Source organism: Aquicoccus sp. (assembly GCF_041686535.1).
Lineage (GTDB): Bacteria > Pseudomonadota > Alphaproteobacteria > Rhodobacterales > Rhodobacteraceae > Aquicoccus.
The window spans coordinates 38,908-56,159 of the sequence record NZ_JAWLDS010000001.1; the positions used below are offsets into that span (position 1 = coordinate 38,908).

Annotated in this window: 21 protein-coding genes; 16 read left to right on the top strand and 5 right to left on the bottom strand. The window is 58.0% G+C overall.

Translation table 11 applies throughout. The annotated features are described in order from the left end of the window. The first annotated feature begins 92 nt into the window (after positions 1–92). Positions 93–1,376 carry a PP2C family protein-serine/threonine phosphatase gene (locus tag ACESL9_RS00170; RefSeq protein WP_372610421.1) on the top strand — a complete coding sequence of 428 codons (1,284 nt, stop codon included), beginning with the start codon at positions 93–95 and terminating at the stop codon, positions 1,374–1,376. Here ACESL9_RS00170 and ACESL9_RS00175 read toward each other — a convergent pair. Further along, positions 1,358–1,801: an NUDIX domain-containing protein gene (locus ACESL9_RS00175; protein ID WP_372610419.1), complete on the bottom strand. Its 444-nt coding sequence runs from the start codon at positions 1,799–1,801 to the stop codon at positions 1,358–1,360. The two genes, ACESL9_RS00170 and ACESL9_RS00175, sit on opposite strands and share 19 nt — an antisense overlap. Positions 1,802–1,877: 76 nt before the next feature. Here ACESL9_RS00175 and ACESL9_RS00180 point away from each other — a divergent pair, with 76 nt between their 5' ends. From ACESL9_RS00180 to ACESL9_RS00200, 5 genes are all read left to right on the top strand, one after another. Further along, positions 1,878–2,876 carry an Hsp33 family molecular chaperone HslO gene (locus ACESL9_RS00180; RefSeq protein ID WP_372674373.1) on the top strand — a complete coding sequence of 333 codons (999 nt, stop codon included), beginning with the start codon at positions 1,878–1,880 and terminating at the stop codon, positions 2,874–2,876. Further along, positions 2,863–3,465 (top strand): CoA pyrophosphatase, encoded by a 603-nt coding sequence (locus ACESL9_RS00185; RefSeq protein ID WP_372610415.1) that lies wholly within the window; start codon positions 2,863–2,865, stop codon positions 3,463–3,465. The genes ACESL9_RS00180 and ACESL9_RS00185 overlap by 14 nt, the downstream gene beginning before the upstream one ends. Further along, entirely contained in the window at positions 3,465–4,628 is a 1,164-nt protein-coding gene (locus tag ACESL9_RS00190) for a CCA tRNA nucleotidyltransferase (RefSeq protein ID WP_372610413.1), read from the top strand. Before ACESL9_RS00185 ends, ACESL9_RS00190 begins: the two co-directional genes overlap by 1 nt. 3 nt (positions 4,629–4,631) lie before the next feature. Then, positions 4,632–5,855 (top strand): class I SAM-dependent RNA methyltransferase, encoded by a 1,224-nt coding sequence (locus ACESL9_RS00195; RefSeq protein WP_372610411.1) that lies wholly within the window; start codon positions 4,632–4,634, stop codon positions 5,853–5,855. 67 nt (positions 5,856–5,922) lie between these two features. Continuing rightward, on the top strand, positions 5,923–6,417 hold the full coding sequence (locus ACESL9_RS00200) for a murein L,D-transpeptidase family protein (protein ID WP_372610409.1): 495 nt from the start codon (positions 5,923–5,925) through the stop codon (positions 6,415–6,417). A 12-nt stretch (positions 6,418–6,429) separates the two neighbouring features. Here ACESL9_RS00200 and ACESL9_RS00205 read toward each other — a convergent pair whose 3' ends face one another. Further along, complete coding sequence (locus ACESL9_RS00205; protein ID WP_372610407.1) at positions 6,430–6,942, bottom strand: CAP domain-containing protein; 513 nt, start codon at positions 6,940–6,942, stop codon at positions 6,430–6,432. A gap of 159 nt (positions 6,943–7,101) precedes the next feature. Here ACESL9_RS00205 and ACESL9_RS00210 point away from each other — a divergent pair, with 159 nt between their 5' ends. Then, positions 7,102–7,704, top strand: a complete 603-nt coding sequence (locus tag ACESL9_RS00210; RefSeq protein WP_372610405.1) for a L,D-transpeptidase — start codon at positions 7,102–7,104, stop codon at positions 7,702–7,704. A gap of 146 nt (positions 7,705–7,850) precedes the next feature. Next, entirely contained in the window at positions 7,851–8,033 is a 183-nt protein-coding gene (locus ACESL9_RS00215) for a hypothetical protein (RefSeq protein ID WP_372610703.1), read from the top strand. Between the two features lie 77 nt (positions 8,034–8,110). Here ACESL9_RS00215 and hemH read toward each other — a convergent pair whose 3' ends face one another. Together hemH and ACESL9_RS00225 are read right to left on the bottom strand one after the other, a co-directional pair. Further along, a complete protein-coding gene (hemH, locus tag ACESL9_RS00220) occupies positions 8,111–9,175 on the bottom strand; it encodes a ferrochelatase (protein ID WP_372610403.1) in 1,065 nt (354 codons plus the stop codon). A gap of 55 nt (positions 9,176–9,230) precedes the next feature. Then, positions 9,231–10,052 carry an SAM-dependent methyltransferase gene (locus tag ACESL9_RS00225; protein ID WP_372610401.1) on the bottom strand — a complete coding sequence of 274 codons (822 nt, stop codon included), beginning with the start codon at positions 10,050–10,052 and terminating at the stop codon, positions 9,231–9,233. Between the two features lie 24 nt (positions 10,053–10,076). On the opposite strand from ACESL9_RS00225, the gene ACESL9_RS00230 reads away from it, so the two are divergent. From ACESL9_RS00230 to ACESL9_RS00245, 4 genes are read left to right on the top strand one after another with little or no spacing between them, the layout of a single operon-like run. After that, positions 10,077–10,796 carry a ComF family protein gene (locus tag ACESL9_RS00230; RefSeq protein ID WP_372610399.1) on the top strand — a complete coding sequence of 240 codons (720 nt, stop codon included), beginning with the start codon at positions 10,077–10,079 and terminating at the stop codon, positions 10,794–10,796. 38 nt (positions 10,797–10,834) lie between these two features. Next, the gene (gene grxC / locus ACESL9_RS00235; RefSeq protein WP_372610397.1) at positions 10,835–11,092 is read left to right on the top strand and encodes a glutaredoxin 3; all 258 of its coding nucleotides are present in this window, start codon (positions 10,835–10,837) and stop codon (positions 11,090–11,092) included. 6 nt (positions 11,093–11,098) lie between these two features. Then, entirely contained in the window at positions 11,099–11,935 is an 837-nt protein-coding gene (locus ACESL9_RS00240) for a carbon-nitrogen hydrolase family protein (protein WP_372674374.1), read from the top strand. Continuing rightward, positions 11,932–12,375 (top strand): MarR family winged helix-turn-helix transcriptional regulator, encoded by a 444-nt coding sequence (locus tag ACESL9_RS00245; protein WP_372610393.1) that lies wholly within the window; start codon positions 11,932–11,934, stop codon positions 12,373–12,375. Before ACESL9_RS00240 ends, ACESL9_RS00245 begins: the two co-directional genes overlap by 4 nt. Here ACESL9_RS00245 and ubiG read toward each other — a convergent pair. Beyond that, positions 12,372–13,118 (bottom strand): bifunctional 2-polyprenyl-6-hydroxyphenol methylase/3-demethylubiquinol 3-O-methyltransferase UbiG, encoded by a 747-nt coding sequence (gene ubiG, locus ACESL9_RS00250; protein WP_372610701.1) that lies wholly within the window; start codon positions 13,116–13,118, stop codon positions 12,372–12,374. The two genes, ACESL9_RS00245 and ubiG, sit on opposite strands and share 4 nt — an antisense overlap. 49 nt (positions 13,119–13,167) lie before the next feature. Between ubiG and pip the strand changes: the two genes are divergently transcribed. From pip to ACESL9_RS00270, 4 genes are all read left to right on the top strand, one after another. Next, positions 13,168–14,136, top strand: a complete 969-nt coding sequence (gene pip, locus ACESL9_RS00255; protein ID WP_372610391.1) for a prolyl aminopeptidase — start codon at positions 13,168–13,170, stop codon at positions 14,134–14,136. Positions 14,137–14,403: 267 nt separating this feature from the next. Next, positions 14,404–14,988 carry a ribosome maturation factor RimP gene (rimP, locus tag ACESL9_RS00260; RefSeq protein ID WP_372610699.1) on the top strand — a complete coding sequence of 195 codons (585 nt, stop codon included), beginning with the start codon at positions 14,404–14,406 and terminating at the stop codon, positions 14,986–14,988. 6 nt (positions 14,989–14,994) lie between these two features. Beyond that, on the top strand, positions 14,995–16,602 hold the full coding sequence (gene nusA / locus ACESL9_RS00265) for a transcription termination factor NusA (RefSeq protein WP_372610390.1): 1,608 nt from the start codon (positions 14,995–14,997) through the stop codon (positions 16,600–16,602). Positions 16,603–16,625: 23 nt separating this feature from the next. Further along, positions 16,626–17,246, top strand: coding sequence for an RNA-binding protein (locus tag ACESL9_RS00270; RefSeq protein ID WP_372610388.1), 621 nt, complete (start codon positions 16,626–16,628; stop codon positions 17,244–17,246). The last annotated feature ends 6 nt before the right edge of the window (positions 17,247–17,252 follow it).

Below are 17,252 nucleotides of genomic sequence, written 5' to 3' on the forward strand. Positions count from 1 at the left end.
TCGATTGTGAGTTAACGTTCACCCAACGTTAAATTCCATGCTGCTATGCCAGTTGAAATATTCCTTCGGGACTTTTCGAAACAGGCTGGCCAATGACACGAACGCCACGATTGGATGCCCCGCCCCTCAACGGAACGGCATCGGTGCACGATCGGGCGCCACGCGTTCTTGTCGTCGATGACAGCCGCCTGCAACGCCATATCCTCAAGGCATCGCTCAAACGCTGGGGCTACGAGGTGCTCGAAGCAGAGTCCGGGCACGATGCGATCGGTATCTGCAAAGACATCGAACCCGACATGGTGATCAGCGACTGGATGATGCCGGGCATGAACGGGCTGGAGTTCTGCAAGGCTTTCCGCGCAATGGATCGAGAAAGCTATGGCTATTTCATTCTCCTCACATCAAAGAGCGAAAAGAACGAAGTGGCGCATGGACTCGACAACGGTGCCGACGATTTTCTGACGAAACCGGTGAATGCGGCCGAATTGCGCGCGCGTCTCAACGCCGGCGAACGTATCCTGCGAATGGAACGTGAACTCACGGAAAAGAACCGCCTCATCAAACATGCGCTCGAGAAAATTCAATCGCTCTATTACTCGATCGACAGTGACCTGATCGAAGCCAAGAAGCTCCAGCAATCGCTCATCCGCGAGCGTTTTCGCGATTTCGGCTGCGCACAGGTCTCGCTCATGTTGCATCCAAGCGGGCACGTTGGGGGTGATCTCGTCGGGTTTTTTCCAGTGAACGAAACAAGGATCGGCCTGTTTTCCATCGATGTGTCCGGACATGGAATCAGCTCGGCCCTGATGACAGCACGGCTGGCCGGCTATCTTTCATCCACCGCGCCCGAACAGAACATCGCGATAAGGGCCATTGCCGGTGGAGGGCAGGATTCAATCAGCCCGGCCAGGGTGGTCGAAAACCTCAACCGCCTCGTCCTGGACGAAATGGATACCGAGCACTATTTCACCCTTCTCCTCGCTGATGTCGACCTTGCAAGCGGGCATGTGCGAATGGCACAAGCCGGGCATCCACATCCGCTGGTCCAGCGCGCAGATGGCACAATCGAACAGGACGGGCCCGGAGGGCTGCCGGTCGGGCTGTTTCCCGGTGCCTCCTACGAGGAATTCTCCGTCACCCTCCAATCAGGTGATCGGCTCATGATCTTTTCGGACGGTATCACCGAATGTCCGGACCCCGATGGCGTGCTGCTCAACGAGCAAGGCCTGGAGAGCATGCTTCATCGGCTTGCCGATATGCGGGGCACCACCCTGCTCGAATCGGTGATCTGGAACCTTTCGGAATTCGCCGGTAATGGCGATTTTCCCGATGATGTCTCGGCGGTCCTGTTCGAATATCAACGACTCGCAAGGTAACGCGCAATGAACATCCTGTCCCCCGCATTGCCAAGCTCCCGAGCGGCGAGGTCCGCGCCCATCCACACTGGAACATGATCCTCCTCGGACGCATCAGAAAGCGGCCGCACCGGTCGTGCAATGAAAACCTCGCACAGCTTTTCGGCCCAAAGATCGTATTCCGGCATATATGTGAAACGCCGAAACGCCCCGAGTCTCCGGGGCGATGCGATCTTCCAACCGGTTTCCTCGAACACTTCACGGTGCAAGGCATGAAGTGGCGACTCCCCGTCCTCGACACCTCCACCCGGCAATTGCAGTTCCTCGAAGGGCGCCATCTGAAACGTCAGGAGAACATCTCGACCAAATGGCAAGATCGCATAGACGCCGCGTCGTAAGACATGCCGCCGTAACCGTGTTGGCGGCGCACCGATCCTGCGTATCATGGGGTTTCCCTTGGACCTTCCATTGCCGCTCCTATATTCACGCGGTATGCCAAGGATCGGCCGCTAAGGAAACCCCATGACTTTCGGAACTAAAATCGCCTGGGACGACTCGGTTTTGCCGTTCCAACTCGACAATTCAGATATTCGCGGACGCGTCGCACGGCTTGACCGAACACTTGAGGGTATTCTTGCCCAGCACGACTATCCCCCGGTCGTCGAGGCGTTGGTCGCGGAAATGGCCCTGTTGACTGCCCTTATCGGGCAGACGATCAAAATGCGCTGGAAACTCTCGCTTCAGGTTCAATCGAACGGTCCCGTGCGCATGATTGCCACTGACTTCTTTGGCCCGTCCAACGAGGGCGAACCCGCACAACTTCGGGCCTATGCCAGCTTTGACCGCGAAAAACTGGGAAAAGGCCGGCCATTCGAGCAAGTCGGGGAAGGATATTTTGCGATCCTGATCGACCAGGGCAAGGGGATGACGCCCTATCAAGGCATCACGCCACTTGCCGGTGACTCTATTGCGTCCTGCGCTGAAGCCTATTTTGCTCAATCTGAGCAGTTGCCAACCCGGTTTTCACTTGGTTTCGGAAAATCCACCGAGGCAAGAGGCGTGGAACACTGGCGCGCTGGTGGCGTCATGCTTCAGCACATGCCAAAAGCCTCGCCGCTTGCGAAGGTTCAGGAGGGTTCGGGCAAGAAAGGGCTCTTGCAGGCGAACGACTTGGTCGATGGTGAAGACGGGGAAAACTGGAACCGCGCCAACCATCTTCTCGATACGGTGGATGAGATTGAACTCGTCGGCCCGACGATATCGCCCGCCGACCTTCTGGTCCGCCTGTTTCACGAAGAGGCGCCACGTGTATATGATGCACAGCCCGTACGCTTCGGCTGTACCTGTTCCGAAGATCGCGTCAGGCAGAGTCTTTCGATTTATTCGGCCAAGGATATCGAGAAAATGACCACTGAAGAGGGCCGGGTAACAGCTGATTGCCAGTTCTGCGGTCGCCACTACGATCTCGATCCCAAAACGCTCGGCTTCGAGGCACAGGAGCAATCGGATGGAAAAACATGATCCTTTCGGTATAATCCGAGCTGCCTTGGGTCGCCAGGGACGCCCATCGTCCGACTTCGACCTGAACCCCGATACTGTTCTGCCAGAAGGACGCCAACTGCGTCCCGCTGGCGTGCTGGTTCCACTTGCAGAAGAACGCGGCGACCTGCATGTCATCCTGACCAAAAGATCATCCGCGCTCAAACATCATCCGGGGCAGATCGCTTTCCCTGGTGGCAAGGTCGAGCCCGGCGATGCCGACGAAGCAGCAGCCGCGTTGCGAGAAGCGCAGGAAGAAATCGGCCTCCACCCCTCGAATGTCGAGGTTTTCGGGACGCTGCCAAGACATGAAACCGTTACCAGTTTCATGGTGACCCCGGTCATCGGCCGAGTCATAGAGCCCTTTGACGCCCGCCCTCAACCCGAAGAGGTCGAGGAGATTTTCTCGGTTCCACTTTCACATTTCGCCAATATTGAGCGATTCTCGGTTCAATCGCGCCGCTGGCTCGGACAACGTAGATACTACTACACGGCGCCCTTTGGCCCTTACTATGTCTGGGGCGCCACTGCGCGTATCCTGCGCGGACTGGCCGAACGGATGGCAGGTTGATGCATATCCCCGGCGATTGGTTCAGAAACGCTGATACGCAGTCGGTTTGCAGCGCATTGACCGAAGCAGGATACCAGGCGCTCTTTGTCGGCGGTTGTGTCCGCAATGCACTTCTCGGCACGGTGGTCAGCGACATCGACATCGCCACGGATGCCACGCCCGAGACCGTCACCATGCTGGGAGAAAATGCCGGCTTCAAAGTCATTCCAACCGGAATAGACCATGGCACCGTGACCGTGGTGTCCGGCGGAATTCCTCACGAAATCACGACTTTCCGCCGCGATGTCGAAACCGATGGTCGCCACGCGGTGATCGCATACGCCGACAATGTCACCGATGATGCGCGGCGGCGGGATTTCACGATGAACGCGCTCTATGCCGATCCTGATGGCAAGATCATTGATCCGCTTGGCAGCCTTGCCGATCTTGAGGCCCGGCGCGTCCGCTTCATCGAAGATCCGGTCGAGCGGATCCGCGAGGATTACCTGCGCGTCTTGCGGTTTTTCCGATTTCACGCCTGGTATGGCGATGCTCAGGCCGGGATCGACCCCGTGGGCCTTGCGGCCGTGGCGGAAAACCTGGATGGCCTCAGTGCACTCTCGCGCGAGCGCGTCGGTGCCGAGATGAAGAAACTCCTGGATGCACCCGATCCAGCCCCATCTGTTGCTGCGATGCGCGCGACCGGGGTGTTGAGCATCATTCTTCCAGGCGCAGATGACCGCACCCTCGCCCCGCTTGTTCACGCCGAGGCGTCGCTTGGTATTGCGCCTGACCCAATCCGGCGGCTCGCTTGCCTCGGCGGGGAGGATGTTGCCGACCGGTTGCGCCTTTCACGAAAGGAGGCCTCGCATCTGGCCAGTTTGCAATCCGCATCCGACTTGATGAAATCGCCCGATGTTCTGGCTTATAGGCGGTCGTACGCGATCGCGCGGGATATCATCCTTCTGAACGCCTCCCTACTGGGTCAGAACCCAAATCCTGACGACCTTGAGTTGGCCCAGATGGGCGCGACGGCAAGGTTTCCCATAAGGGCGCGAGACCTGATGCCGGAGTATCAGGGCCCAGCCCTTGGGCAGCGCATGAAAGCCTTGGAAGAAGCCTGGATTGCATCGGGTTTTCAACTCTCGCGCGAGGCTCTGCTCGCGCTGCCGGACGAGAGCTGAGGTATGCAGGTTTTCAAGATCGAGCGCCTTGGCCATCAGGGTGACGGAATCGCACCGGGACCTGTCTTTGCGCCAATGACGCTTCCCGACGAAGAGGTCAGCGGATCACTTGACGGCGACCGGCTCGCAGATATTCGCGTTCTCACCCCCTCACCCGAACGGGTTTCGCCACCCTGTCGCCATTTCAAGTCCTGCGGTGGATGCCAGTTGCAGCATGCATCTGACGCTTTGGTCGCCGAGTGGAAGGTCGAAATGGTGAAACAGGCCCTGGATGCGCACGGCTTGTCCACCCATTTTCGCCCGATCATCACATCACCCGCACAATCGCGCCGGCGTGCCGTGTTTTCGGCACGACGCAACCGGAAATCCGCACTTGCCGGGTTTCATGCCCGGGCATCGAACCAGGTCATCGCCACACCGAATTGCAAACTCGTCGATCGCGCTTTGCTTGCCGGTCTAAGGGTGTCTGAACGGCTTGCAGAGCTTTGCGCGAGTCGACGGAACGAGCTGAACGTCACGGTCACGCTCTCAGATGGGGGGCTCGACGTGTCCGCAGCGGGAGGACCAGACGCCGATCGTTCAAAGCTCGTGGAGATGGCAGGCTTGGCCGAGCGTTTTGATCTTGCCCGTCTTACCTGGAACAACGAGATCATCGTCACGCGCCGTCCACCCATCCATTCTTTTGCTGGGATCGAGATCGTTCCGCCCCCCAGCGCTTTCTTGCAGGCGACAAAAGAGGGCGAAACTGCCCTCCGCGATGCGGTTCAGGAGGTCGTTTCGGGCGCGAAATCCATCATCGATCTGTTCGCCGGCTGTGGCACCTTCGCGCTCCCCTTGGCGGCGCAGGCGCGCGTTCACGCGGTTGAAGCCAGCCATGACATGGTACAGACGCTCAACAAGGGTTGGCGCAACGGAAACGATTTGAGGCAAGTCACAAGCGAAACGCGCGACCTTTTTCGAAATCCAGTCCGCGCCGATGAACTCTCGTACCTCGACGCCTGCGTTATCGATCCTCCGCGCGCCGGGGCTCGAGCACAAGTCCACGAGCTTGCCCGCGCGAGTATCGCAAGAATCGCCTATGTCTCTTGTAATCCGCGTACCTTTGCCCGTGATGCCGCCGCATTGATCGACGCCGGATATGAACTCGACTGGGTCCAGGTCGTCGATCAGTTTCGCTGGTCCACGCATGTTGAACTTGCGTCATCGTTCACTCTCACATCGGCGTGAGCCGCAAAATAATGAGAAGGGCGTCGCCGCTACTGTAGTAGGATGCCAAAAACCGTGGGGCAGCAAGATGCAGATCATCAGGTTTCTCGTACTTGCACTGGCTCTGGCCGGACTTGCAGGATGCGCGTCGAAATTCCGAACTTATAATGGCCCCGAAGTTACACATGTTGTTGTAAACAAAGGCGATCGGGCGCTGTATCTTCTCCATCACGACGGGGTTCTGAAATCCTATCGTGTCGGTTTGGGCTTCGCGCCCAAGGGTCACAAACGCTTCGAAGGCGATGGAAGAACACCCGAGGGAACATACGTTATCGACCGACGCAATCCGAACAGCGAATTCCATCTATCCATCGGTGTCTCCTATCCGAACGAAGTCGACCGCGCCTATGCCAGTTCAAAGGGGCGCGATCCTGGTGGTGATATCTTTATTCACGGTCGCCCTTGGAAAAACCGAAGGGGTAGCCAGGACTGGACCGCTGGATGCATCGCAGTCACCAACAGTGAGATGGAAGAGATTTACGCGATGGTTCGAAACGGGACACCGATCACGATCAACCCCTGAAGGCTCATGCCTTCAGGATCCCATGATCATGGTCCACCAGATCTTGCCACTTTGTTCCTGAAACCACGCAAACCCAAGCTTTGTGGCGCGCTCGTCAAGGATGATCCGTCGCGTATCCTCCTGCTCCATCCATGCGCCAAGCGTTTCCAATTCCGTCTCGTAAGTCTCGGAAATCAGTTCACCCAGCATCTCGCCCTCATACCCGACACGCTGAACCCGGTCGACCGGAGAAGAACCGTCAGATCCAAAATGCCAAGGCCGGCTCTGGACCGACATGTCCCTCGAATGCGTTGCCGCCGCTGCATTCAGCTTCGAATCAAGCTCAACGCTCGGAGCGCCGGCGGCTTGTCGCAAGGCATTCACCGAATCAAGGACACGAAACTGGATCTGCGCAGTTGATCCGACAGATATGCGGTACAATCTTGGAAGGGGCTTTCCATCCGCGCCGAGTTGTGGCGTCGTGGTTGTAGCGCATGCTTGCAGCAGGAAAAGGCATGCAAGCAGAAAACCAAAGTGTCGATTCATGGTACCATCCCAGTTCTATTTCCCAGCCATAGCTTGACCATGCCACCTTTCAAACCCACAACGAGGTGTGTTGGCTTCCATGACGCTTGTTTGATTTGCGACTGCGTCTTTCAGGCAATATGATGCGACGCTATCTACCGGCGACATGAAGAGGACGCAATGAACCGTAACCCGATGCATAACATGAATCGCCGTAGTTTTGTTGCCGGCGGTGCTGCGATGCTTTCCACTCCGGCCATCGCGCAGAACATTGACGAAGAGGAAACGGTAGAGGTCGAACGTGACCTCAGCGAAGTGGTGCGGCGCAATATTTCAAGCTTTCGTTCGCTCGACTGGCAGCCTTATTTCCAGAATCTGAGCAATGGTGCGATCCTGGTCGACATCTCTTCGCGTGCACTTCATTTCTGGTCGGAAGATGAAGCAACCTACAAGCTCTATCCGACCAGCGTCCCGCTTACCGAAGACCTGACCCGCCTCGGTCGAACCAAGGTCGTTCGCAAGGTCGTCGGCCCAAGCTGGCGCCCGACACCCGCCATGAAAGAGCGCAATCCCGAATGGCCCGATTTCGTAGGCCCCGGCCCGGATAACCCGCTCGGCACACATGCGCTTTATCTTAGCTGGACATATTACCGCATCCACGGCACGCATGACACCCGCAAGATTGGCCGTCGATCCTCCAACGGGTGCATCGGTCTTTTCAACGAACATATCTCGGAGCTTTTCGAACTGACCAAAGTTGGCACACAAGTGTTGCTAATTTGACGACATTTCGACTGCCACGGGTTGCTCGCGTGCAAGATGGGTTTGCAATCTTTCAGGTTTGCTGATTATACGGTTGCACGAGGTAAGTCTTGAGTGCTTGCCATCTGTCATGATGCCTGATGGTGGGCGAATATCTGGAGGATAACATGAAGAAACTTGTTCTGGCTGCCGCTCTGACTGCTGCCGCTTCGACTGCATATGCCGGTTCGATGGACGACCCAGTGATTGAAGAGCCCGTCATCGTGGAAGAGACTGCAAGCTCGTCGGCTGGCGGCATCATCATTCCGCTGCTCGTTCTGGCCGCGATCGTTGCTGTTGCAGCAGACTGATTGCAGCAACACCTAGACAAGGAAAAGGCGGTGGATGAAACCACCGCCTTTTTCAGTTTTCAAGCGCCCGGCAAATATCAACCGATCCAACCTTTCAGGTTGTCCGTTATGATGTCCGATAGAACGTCTATGTGTGCTGGTTCAGCGTTGAGGCACGGAATATAGAGAAAGCTCTCTCCACCCGCTTCAACAAAGCTCTCCTGAATTTCTTCATTGATTTCTTCCAGCGTCTCGATGCAGTCGGCGGAAAAGGCTGGCGCTATGACTGCGATGTTCTTTTTGCCTTCTTCTCGGGCAAGTCGCGCAACTTCCTCAACGGTGTAGGGTCTCAACCATTCCTCGGGACCAAAGACAGACTGGAACGTGGTTGCAATCTTGTCATCCGCCCAACCCAACCGCTCTTTCAAGAGCCTTGTCGTCTTCTGGCACTGACAATGGTAGGGATCACCCTCCATCAGATAACGTTTCGGCATCCCGTGGTATGAGACGACCAACAGGTCAGGGGTGATTTCCGCCTTAGAATACGCAGCTTCGACCGATTGCGCGAGCGCATCAATATATTGCGGATTGTCAAAATAGGCCGGAACAGTGCGCGCAGCGGGTTGCCATTTTTCCTTCATGAGCGCGCGAAAGAATTCGTCATTCGCTGTGCCACTCGTGGCGCCAGCATAGTGCGGATAAAGCGGGAAGAAGAGAAGCTTCGTACAGCCTCTTGCAACCATTTCGCGCACCTTGGATCTGGTCGAGGGATTGCCGTAGCGCATGCAGAAATCAACCTCGACATCTTCACCAAATCTCTTGGTGATCTCCTCAGAAATCGCTTTGGTCTGTTCCTTTGTAATGGTCATCAAAGGGCTTTCGCCCTTATCTTCATTCCAGATCGACTTGTAAGCGGCCCCACTGGAAAACGGTCGCTTTGTCAGGATGATGAGTTGCAAGAGTGGCTGCCACTTCCAGGCCGGATAATCGATCACGCGCTGGTCTGACAGGAACTCGTTCAGGTAGCGCCGCATCGACCAGTAATCATAACCATCGGGCGTTCCAAGGTTTGCTATGAGTACGCCAATTCTCTGCCGTGGTATCGCGGGATGATCAGCTGCCGCATGCTCGGGAACCTTCAGATCTGAATCTTCGTCTTTCATCGCCTGCCCCTGATGGAAAAGTTCTTTGGAACAGATATGCCTTTGAAGAACCAGATCAATCTTTAAGTGGGTTTTCTTTTACGTTCAGTGCTTCGGCCAAACGCGCCTGTGCAGAACCGGGCCGCAAGGGCTGTGGCTGGTCAGCATCAGGTGCCCAGCCAAGCAAGAATATCAACTCGAAGGTTGCGATCAGGCGCCCGTCATCTCCAGCATGGGAATCCCGGTAGATACTCTCAGCACGGTCAAGAATCTCTCGCCTTGTCATGTGCTTGAGACGACCGGCCAATGCGTTTGTTTCACCCATGCCGCGAAGATCACGGACCAGATCCGCCAATGACTCGTAGCTTGCACGAATGGTCACACTATCGGCAACTGGCAGCGCAAAACCTGCCCGTTGCAACAATCCGCCAAGATCCCGGATCTCGGCCATCGGAGCAACGCGAGGGGAGAGGCCGCCCACCACGTCGGCCTCGGCCTGCGCGATCGCTGCGCGCAGTTCCGCAAGGGTCTGCCCGCCGAAAAGAACACCTAGAAAAAGACCATCGGGCCGCAACGCGTGGCGGCTCTGGATCAATTGGCCCACAGGATCATTCGCCCAGTGTAGCGCCATCGCGTGAACGACCAGATCATGGGCCCCAGCTTCAAGCAAAAGCGTATCGTCGTCCGCGATCTGTGGTGCATTCGGGATCAGATCGCACCAAAAATCACCCTGCCCCGACACGACAACCGGCTCGTTAAACACTTTGTTAACCACCCCCAAGCGATCCTTGAGCTCATCGAACGCGATTTCATGGACAAAGTTCACCGGTGCGTTTGCCGCACGGCGTCGATTTCGCAGGACTGCTGAACGACAAGTCAGGGTGGTCGGACGGTTCATTGGATTGAGAATAGGAGCGCAAGGGTGAAGATTCAAACCGTGTTGAAGATTCTCTACCCTCCACGTTGCATCAATTGCGGTGTGATGGTCGAAACCGATTTCGGCCTTTGCGGCAAGTGCTGGCGCGATACCCCGTTCATCGAAGGCCTTTGCTGCGATCTTTGTGGCACGCCACTTCCCGGGCAGTCTTGCGAAACCGAATACTGTGACGATTGCCTCTCCGCACTGCGGCCGTGGACCAGAGGCAGGGCTGTATTTCGCTATGGCGATATCGGGCGCAAGCTTGTGCTTGCCCTCAAACACGGGGACCGACAAGAGATCGCCCGGCCTGCCGGTTTGTGGCTGGAACGCGCAGCACGGCCGATCTTGATCGAAAACATGATCATTGCGCCGATACCGCTTCACTGGACCCGGATGATCAAGCGCCGATTCAATCAATCAGCCCTTCTGGCCCGTGAACTGGCCCGGAATACCGGTCTTCCATACTGCCCGGATCTCCTCGTGCGGAACGTCCGCACGAGGAGCCTCGAAGGACAGAGGCATGAGGCTCGGTTTGAAACAGTCTCGGGCAGCATCATGCCCCACCCGGGACGACGCCACCGCATGACGGGCCGTTCGGTTCTTTTGGTCGATGACGTGATGACGTCTGGCGCGACGATGACCTCGGCCGCCGAAGCGTGCCTTGCCGCCGGCGCAAGGGATGTTTTCTCCCTAGTACTGGCACGAGTTGCAAAGCATGACTAAATCCACGACAAGCACATAGTTATGTCGAGGAAGTTGTCATGAAACCTGTGGAAATCTATACTTCTCCAATGTGCGGCTTTTGTCATGCTGCCAAACGGCTCCTGAGCCAGAAAGGCGTTCAGTTTTCGGAAGTCGACATCTGGGCAGAACCGGGGCGGAAGGCCGAAATGATGCAGCGTGCCGGAGGACGCCATACTGTACCGCAAATATTTGTCGGAGAAACCCATGTCGGTGGTTGTGATGAGCTTTATGGGCTGGAACGGGCCGGAAAGCTCGACCCGTTGTTGGAAGCATGACATGTGATGCGCGCGGCCCTGATTCAGATCACGTCGGGAGAAGACCCGGGCGCAAATCTTGACGTTGTTCGCAGCCGGCTTCGGGAAGCCAAGTCAGGCGATGCGGACTTCGCACTAACCCCTGAAGTGACCAATTGCATATCGGGCAGCCACAAGCACCAGGCCAGCGTTTTCAGTCTTCAGGAAGACGACTCGACTCTCGCAACGATCCGCGAGGACGCGCGCGCACTCGGACTGTGGGTCTTGATCGGATCACTGGGGATGCAAACGCAGGACACCGACGGACGGTTCGCCAACCGCTCCTTTCTGATCTCGCCTCAAGGGCAGATTCTTGGCCAATACGACAAGATCCACATGTTCGATGTGGATGTTTCCGAATCCGAAACCTACCGCGAATCGGCCCGCTATCGCCCCGGCGACAAGGCGGTCATCGCCGAAACCGACTTTGGCAAGGTCGGGTTGTCCATTTGCTATGATCTACGTTTCGCATATCTTTACAGGGCTTTGGCACAGGCTGGTGCAACAATCCTGACTGTTCCTTCAGCCTTCTCTCCAGTGACCGGCAAGACACATTGGGAGCCCCTGTTGCGTGCGCGGGCCATCGAGACGGGGTCGTTCGTGCTCGCCCCGGCGCAAACCGGGTTGCACTATGTCAAGAATGGCCAGGCCCGCCGCACCTATGGGCATTCCATGGCGATCTCGCCATGGGGTGACGTTCTCGTCGATGGGGGAACGGAATGCGGGATCAGCTTCGTTGACCTAAATTTGGCGCAGGTGAAACAGGCACGGCAACGCATTGCCGCGCTGACCCACGACCGGAGCTTCGACGGACCGTCGACATGAGTGACCCGAGCAATGCACTTGCCGTCGCCCTTTTCAGTGAGATCCTGACCGCGGATCAATTGATCCGGAACCGGTTGTCGCGGGTCTTGCCCAAGGGCATGGAGATCTCGCATTTTTCCGTTCTCAACCACCTTGCCCATAGTGGAGACGAACGCACGCCGGCGCAGTTGGCCAAGAGCTTCCATGTAACCAGAGGTGCGATGACCAACACGCTGGGGAAACTGGAATGGGCAGGCTACGTGCATATACGCCCCGATTGGGACGACGCACGACGCAAATGGGTCGCAATCAGTCCGGCCGGAAGGCGCGCCCGCGATGCCGCAATCGCGGCCATCGGACCCATGATCGCCGAGATGATCGGCGAGTTGGGTGACAGCAAGGTCCGCGCAGTCTTGCCGATCCTGCGCGAACTGAGGCTCAAGCTGGAAGACGATGGTTAGACCGGCCGTAAGCTGGCGGTGACATAGTTCACGCTCAGATCTCGTTCCGAGATCGACCATTGCCAGCTTATCGGATTGAAAACGAAACCCTTTTTGTCAACGGGCCGCAAACCTGCCTGTTCCATCAGGTCGAACAGTTCATCGGGTTTGATGAACTTGTTCCATTCATGGGTGCCCTTGGGAAGCCAGCGCATGACGTATTCCGCTCCAACGATCGCCATGGCAAAGCTCTTGGGATTGCGGTTGATGGTCGAACAAACATGAAGCCCCTCCGGCTTCAGCAACTGGCGGCAAGCGGTAAGATAAGCGAGCGGGTCGGCAACGTGTTCGACCACTTCCATGTTCAGGACAACATCGAACGTCTCGCCGGCCTCGGCCATCGCTTCAGCGGTGGTGTGGAGATATTCAATGTGCAGCCCGGATTGTTCGGCATGGATTTGGGCGACGGGAATGTTTCGTGCGGCCGCATCCGCGCCGACCACAGTGGCCCCAAGTCGCGCCATGGGTTCGGACAAGAGCCCGCCGCCACATCCGATATCGAGAAGACGCAAGCCAGCAAAGGGCTTGGGCGCGTCGAGATCGCGGTCGAATTCGCCCGCAATCTGGCGGGTGATATAGTCGAGTCGACAGGGATTCATCAGGTGCAACGGCTTGAACTTGCCTGTCGGATCCCACCATTCGGCTGCCATGGCCTCGAACTTTGCGACTTCACCGGGATCGACAGTGTTCGGAGCGGCTTGCATTCTGGTCTCCATATGCTCAATTTGACACGCCCTATCATATAGGACGGTCATGGACAAATTCGGAGCCCACAAACCCGCGACAGATTATCTCTATCCTCAAATCGAACCCTTCGATCAACGGATGTTCGAGGTTGGCGATGGTCACAGGGTGTATGTCGAACAATCGGGCAGCCCCGAAGGTCAGCCCGTCGTCGTTTTCCACGGCGGACCGGGCGGCGGGTGCAGCCCGGCGATGCGCAGGTATTTCGACCCTGCACATTACCGCGTGATCCTGTTTGACCAGCGCGGTTGCGGTCGTTCAACGCCATTTGCGAGTGTCGAAGCAAATACGACATGGCATCTGATCCGCGATATCGAACTTATCCGCGAAAGCTTAATGATAGATCAATGGATCGTGTTTGGCGGCTCCTGGGGTGCGACGCTGGCACTGATTTATGCGCAAACTCATCCTGAGCGCGTGCAATATATGGCGCTGCGCGGGGTTTTCATGGCAACGCAGAAAGAGCTCGACTGGTTCTACGGCGGGGGTGCGGGCCAGTTCTGGCCGGATGTTTGGGACCAGTTTCGCGGGATCATTCCGGAAAGCGAACATCACGACCTGATATCGGCCTATCACAAGCGCCTGTTCTCCGGTGACAAGTCCGAGGAATTGCGCTTTGCCCGGGCTTGGTCATCCTGGGAAAATGCTTTGGCATCAGTGCATTCCACCGGCGCTGTGAGTGGAGGTGGAGGCGAGTATGCGCATGCGTTTGCGCGGCTGGAGAACCACTATTTCACGAATGCGGCGTTTCTGGACTATGATGGCCAACTGCTGGACCAGGTGGACAGGATGGCGGATATTCCCGGTGTGATCGTGCAGGGGCGATTCGACATGATCTGCCCGCCTGCCACCGCCTATACCCTTGCAAGCAAATGGAAAAAATCAGATTTGCGATTGATTCCGGTGGCCGGTCATGCCCTGTCGGAGCCCGGAATCAGTGCCGAACTGGTGCGGGTCATGGATGCGCTGCGGCGCTGAGCGCGCATGGTTAACCCTTGGCCGAAATCCCCGAAATCGAGGGGGTGACATGCGTATGACTCCCGGCTGTCGCCCGGCTGCCGCCCGGTTTGCCGGACCTCGTTAACCGAATCCGTGCCGATCACGCAACACGCGCGCATGTCGGGGGTTGCAGACTCACCCGGTGAGGCGTATATGCCCATCAACAGCGGCGCGTGAGGGTCCAAACCTGACGCACCACCGGGAAATATCGACGGGCCGCGCGCCCGTTTTTTTGTATCTGGACACATCATGAGCGACCTTATCGCAAAAACCGCGATTGACCGGCGCCTTGCCGGGATCATCGGCCCCGTCATCGAGGACATGGGGTTCGAGCTGGTGCGCGTGCGGTTGATGGGCGGACAGACCAAGACTCTGCAGATCATGGCCGAACGCCCCGATGGCGGGATCGAGGTTGATGAATGCGCCGACATTTCCGGCGCGGTGAGTGCGACCCTCGATGTGGAAGACCCGATCAGCGAGACCTACACGCTCGAAGTGTCGTCGCCGGGGATCGACCGGCCGCTGACGCGGCTCAAGGATTTCGAGGCGTTCGAGGGCTACGAGGCAAGGCTGGAAACATCGGAATTGATCGGCGGGCGCAAACGGTTCCGTGGCGTTCTGGCCGGGGTGGATGGCGATGAGGTTCTGATCAACATCGAACAGGACGGTGAAACGATGACGGTGGGCCTTGAGTTTGATTGGCTGGCCGACGCCAAGCTGGTGCTGACCGACGACCTGATCAAGGCGATGCTCAAGGCGCGCAAGGCGGCCGGGCATCTGGACGAAAGCAAATACGACGAGATTCATACCGATACCGGTTCCGAGGAGTGACGAGACATGGCAATCACATCTGCAAACCAGCTTGAATTGCTGCAAACCGCCGAGGCGGTAGCCCGCGAAAAGATGATCGACCCGGGGCTGGTGGTCGACGCGATGGAGGAGAGCCTCGCCCGCGCCGCCAAGAGCCGCTATGGCGCCGAGATGGACATTCGCGTGTCGATCGACCGCAAGACCGGCAAGGCGACCTTTACCCGCGTGCGCACCGTGGTCGAGGATGACGAGCTGGAAAACTACCAGGCCGAGATGACGGTCGAGCAGGCGAAACAGTATCTCGAAGACCCCAAGGTCGGCGATCAGTATGTCGAGGAAATCCCGCCCGTCGAAATGGGCAGGATCGCGGCACAGAGCGCCAAGCAGGTGATCCTGCAAAAGGTGCGCGAAGCCGAGCGCGATCGCCAATACGAGGAATTCAAGGACCGCGCGGGCACCATCATCAACGGTGTGGTCAAGCGCGAGGAATACGGCAACGTCATCGTGGATGTGGGCCGGGGCGAGGCGATCCTGCGCCGCAACGAGAAGATCGGGCGCGAAGCCTATCGCCCGAACGACCGCATCCGCTGCTATATCAAGGATGTGCGCCGCGAAGCGCGCGGGCCGCAGATCTTCCTGTCGCGCACGGCCCCGGAATTCATGGCCGAGCTGTTCAAGATGGAAGTGCCCGAAATCTATGACGGCATCATCGAGATCAAGGCCGTGGCCCGCGACCCGGGCAGCCGTGCCAAGATCGCGGTTGTCAGTTATGATGGCGGCATCGACCCGGTCGGCGCCTGTGTGGGCATGCGCGGCAGCCGCGTGCAGGCCGTGGTGAACGAGCTTCAGGGCGAAAAGATCGACATCATTCCGTGGAACGAGGATGTGCCCACTTTCCTCGTGAACGCGTTGCAGCCCGCCGAGGTGAGCAAGGTTGTTCTGGACGAGGATGCCGAGCGCATCGAGGTGGTCGTTCCCGACGAGCAGCTGTCTTTGGCGATTGGCCGGCGCGGGCAGAACGTGCGGCTGGCCTCGCAACTGACCGGGCTTGATATCGACATCATGACCGAGGAAGAGGAATCGGCACGCCGCCAGAAGGAGTTCGAGGAACGCACGCAGCTGTTCATGGATACGCTGGACCTCGACGAATTCTTTGCCCAGCTGCTGGTCGCCGAGGGTTTTACCAACCTCGAAGAGGTGGGATATGTCGAGCTTGACGAGCTTCTGGTGATCGACGGTGTGGATGACGACACCGCCAAGGAGCTTCAGGCCCGGGCGCGCGATTACCTGGAGGCGCAGTCCAAGGCGGCGCTGGAACACGCGCGCGAACTTGGAGTCGAGGACAGCCTGGTTGAATTCGAGGGGCTGACGCCCCAAATGATTGAGGCATTGGCCGAAGACGGCATCAAGACGCTGGAAGATTTCGCCACCTGCGCCGACTGGGAACTCGCTGGCGGCTGGACCACGGTGGCAGGCGAACGGGTCAAGGACGAAGGTCTGCTTGAAAAGTTCGACGTCGGCCTCGAAGAGGCGCAAAACATGATCATGACCGCGCGGGTCATGCTGGGTTGGGTTGACCCGACCGAGCTTGAATCCGGGGACGAAGAAGGCGAAAACGAGGAGGTCGAGGCCTGATCGCAGGTCTCGGGATCTTGGGAATGGGGCGCGCAAAGCGAACCGACGGTCACGACGAAGGCCAGACGCGCAAATGCATCGCCACGGGCGAGCTTTGTCCCAAGGCGCGGATGGTCCGTTTCGTCGTGGGGCCGGATGACGCGATCGTGCCCGATGTGATGGGCAAGTTGCCCGGGCGTGGCATTTGGGTCGGCGCCGAGCGTGCCGCGCTTGAAAAAGCGGTCGCCAAGGGCCTTTTCAAGCGCGCCGCGAAGCAGGCCGTAACGGTGCCGCCGGGCCTCGTTGACCAGGTCGAGGCATTGCTTGTGCGCCGCGTGGTCGACCTGATCGCGATGGCGCGCAAATCGGGCGCGGCGGTGGCCGGGTTCGAGAAAGTGAAGGATTGGCTATCCAAGGACGTGGCCGAGATCCTGTTGCAAGCAAGTGACGGATCCGGGCGCGGCAAATCGAAACTGAGCACACCGATGGGAGGGTATTTCATCGGCTGGCTCACGACAGAGGAACTTGGCCGGGCATTCGGGCGACAAACTGTTGTCCATGCGGCCATAGGCGCTGGAGGTTTGGCGCCACGTGTTGTAGAGGAAGCGGCAAGGTTGAAGGGCCTGCGCGTTTCCAGTGGCGGAACGACCCGCCCGAGAGGATGAAGAGAA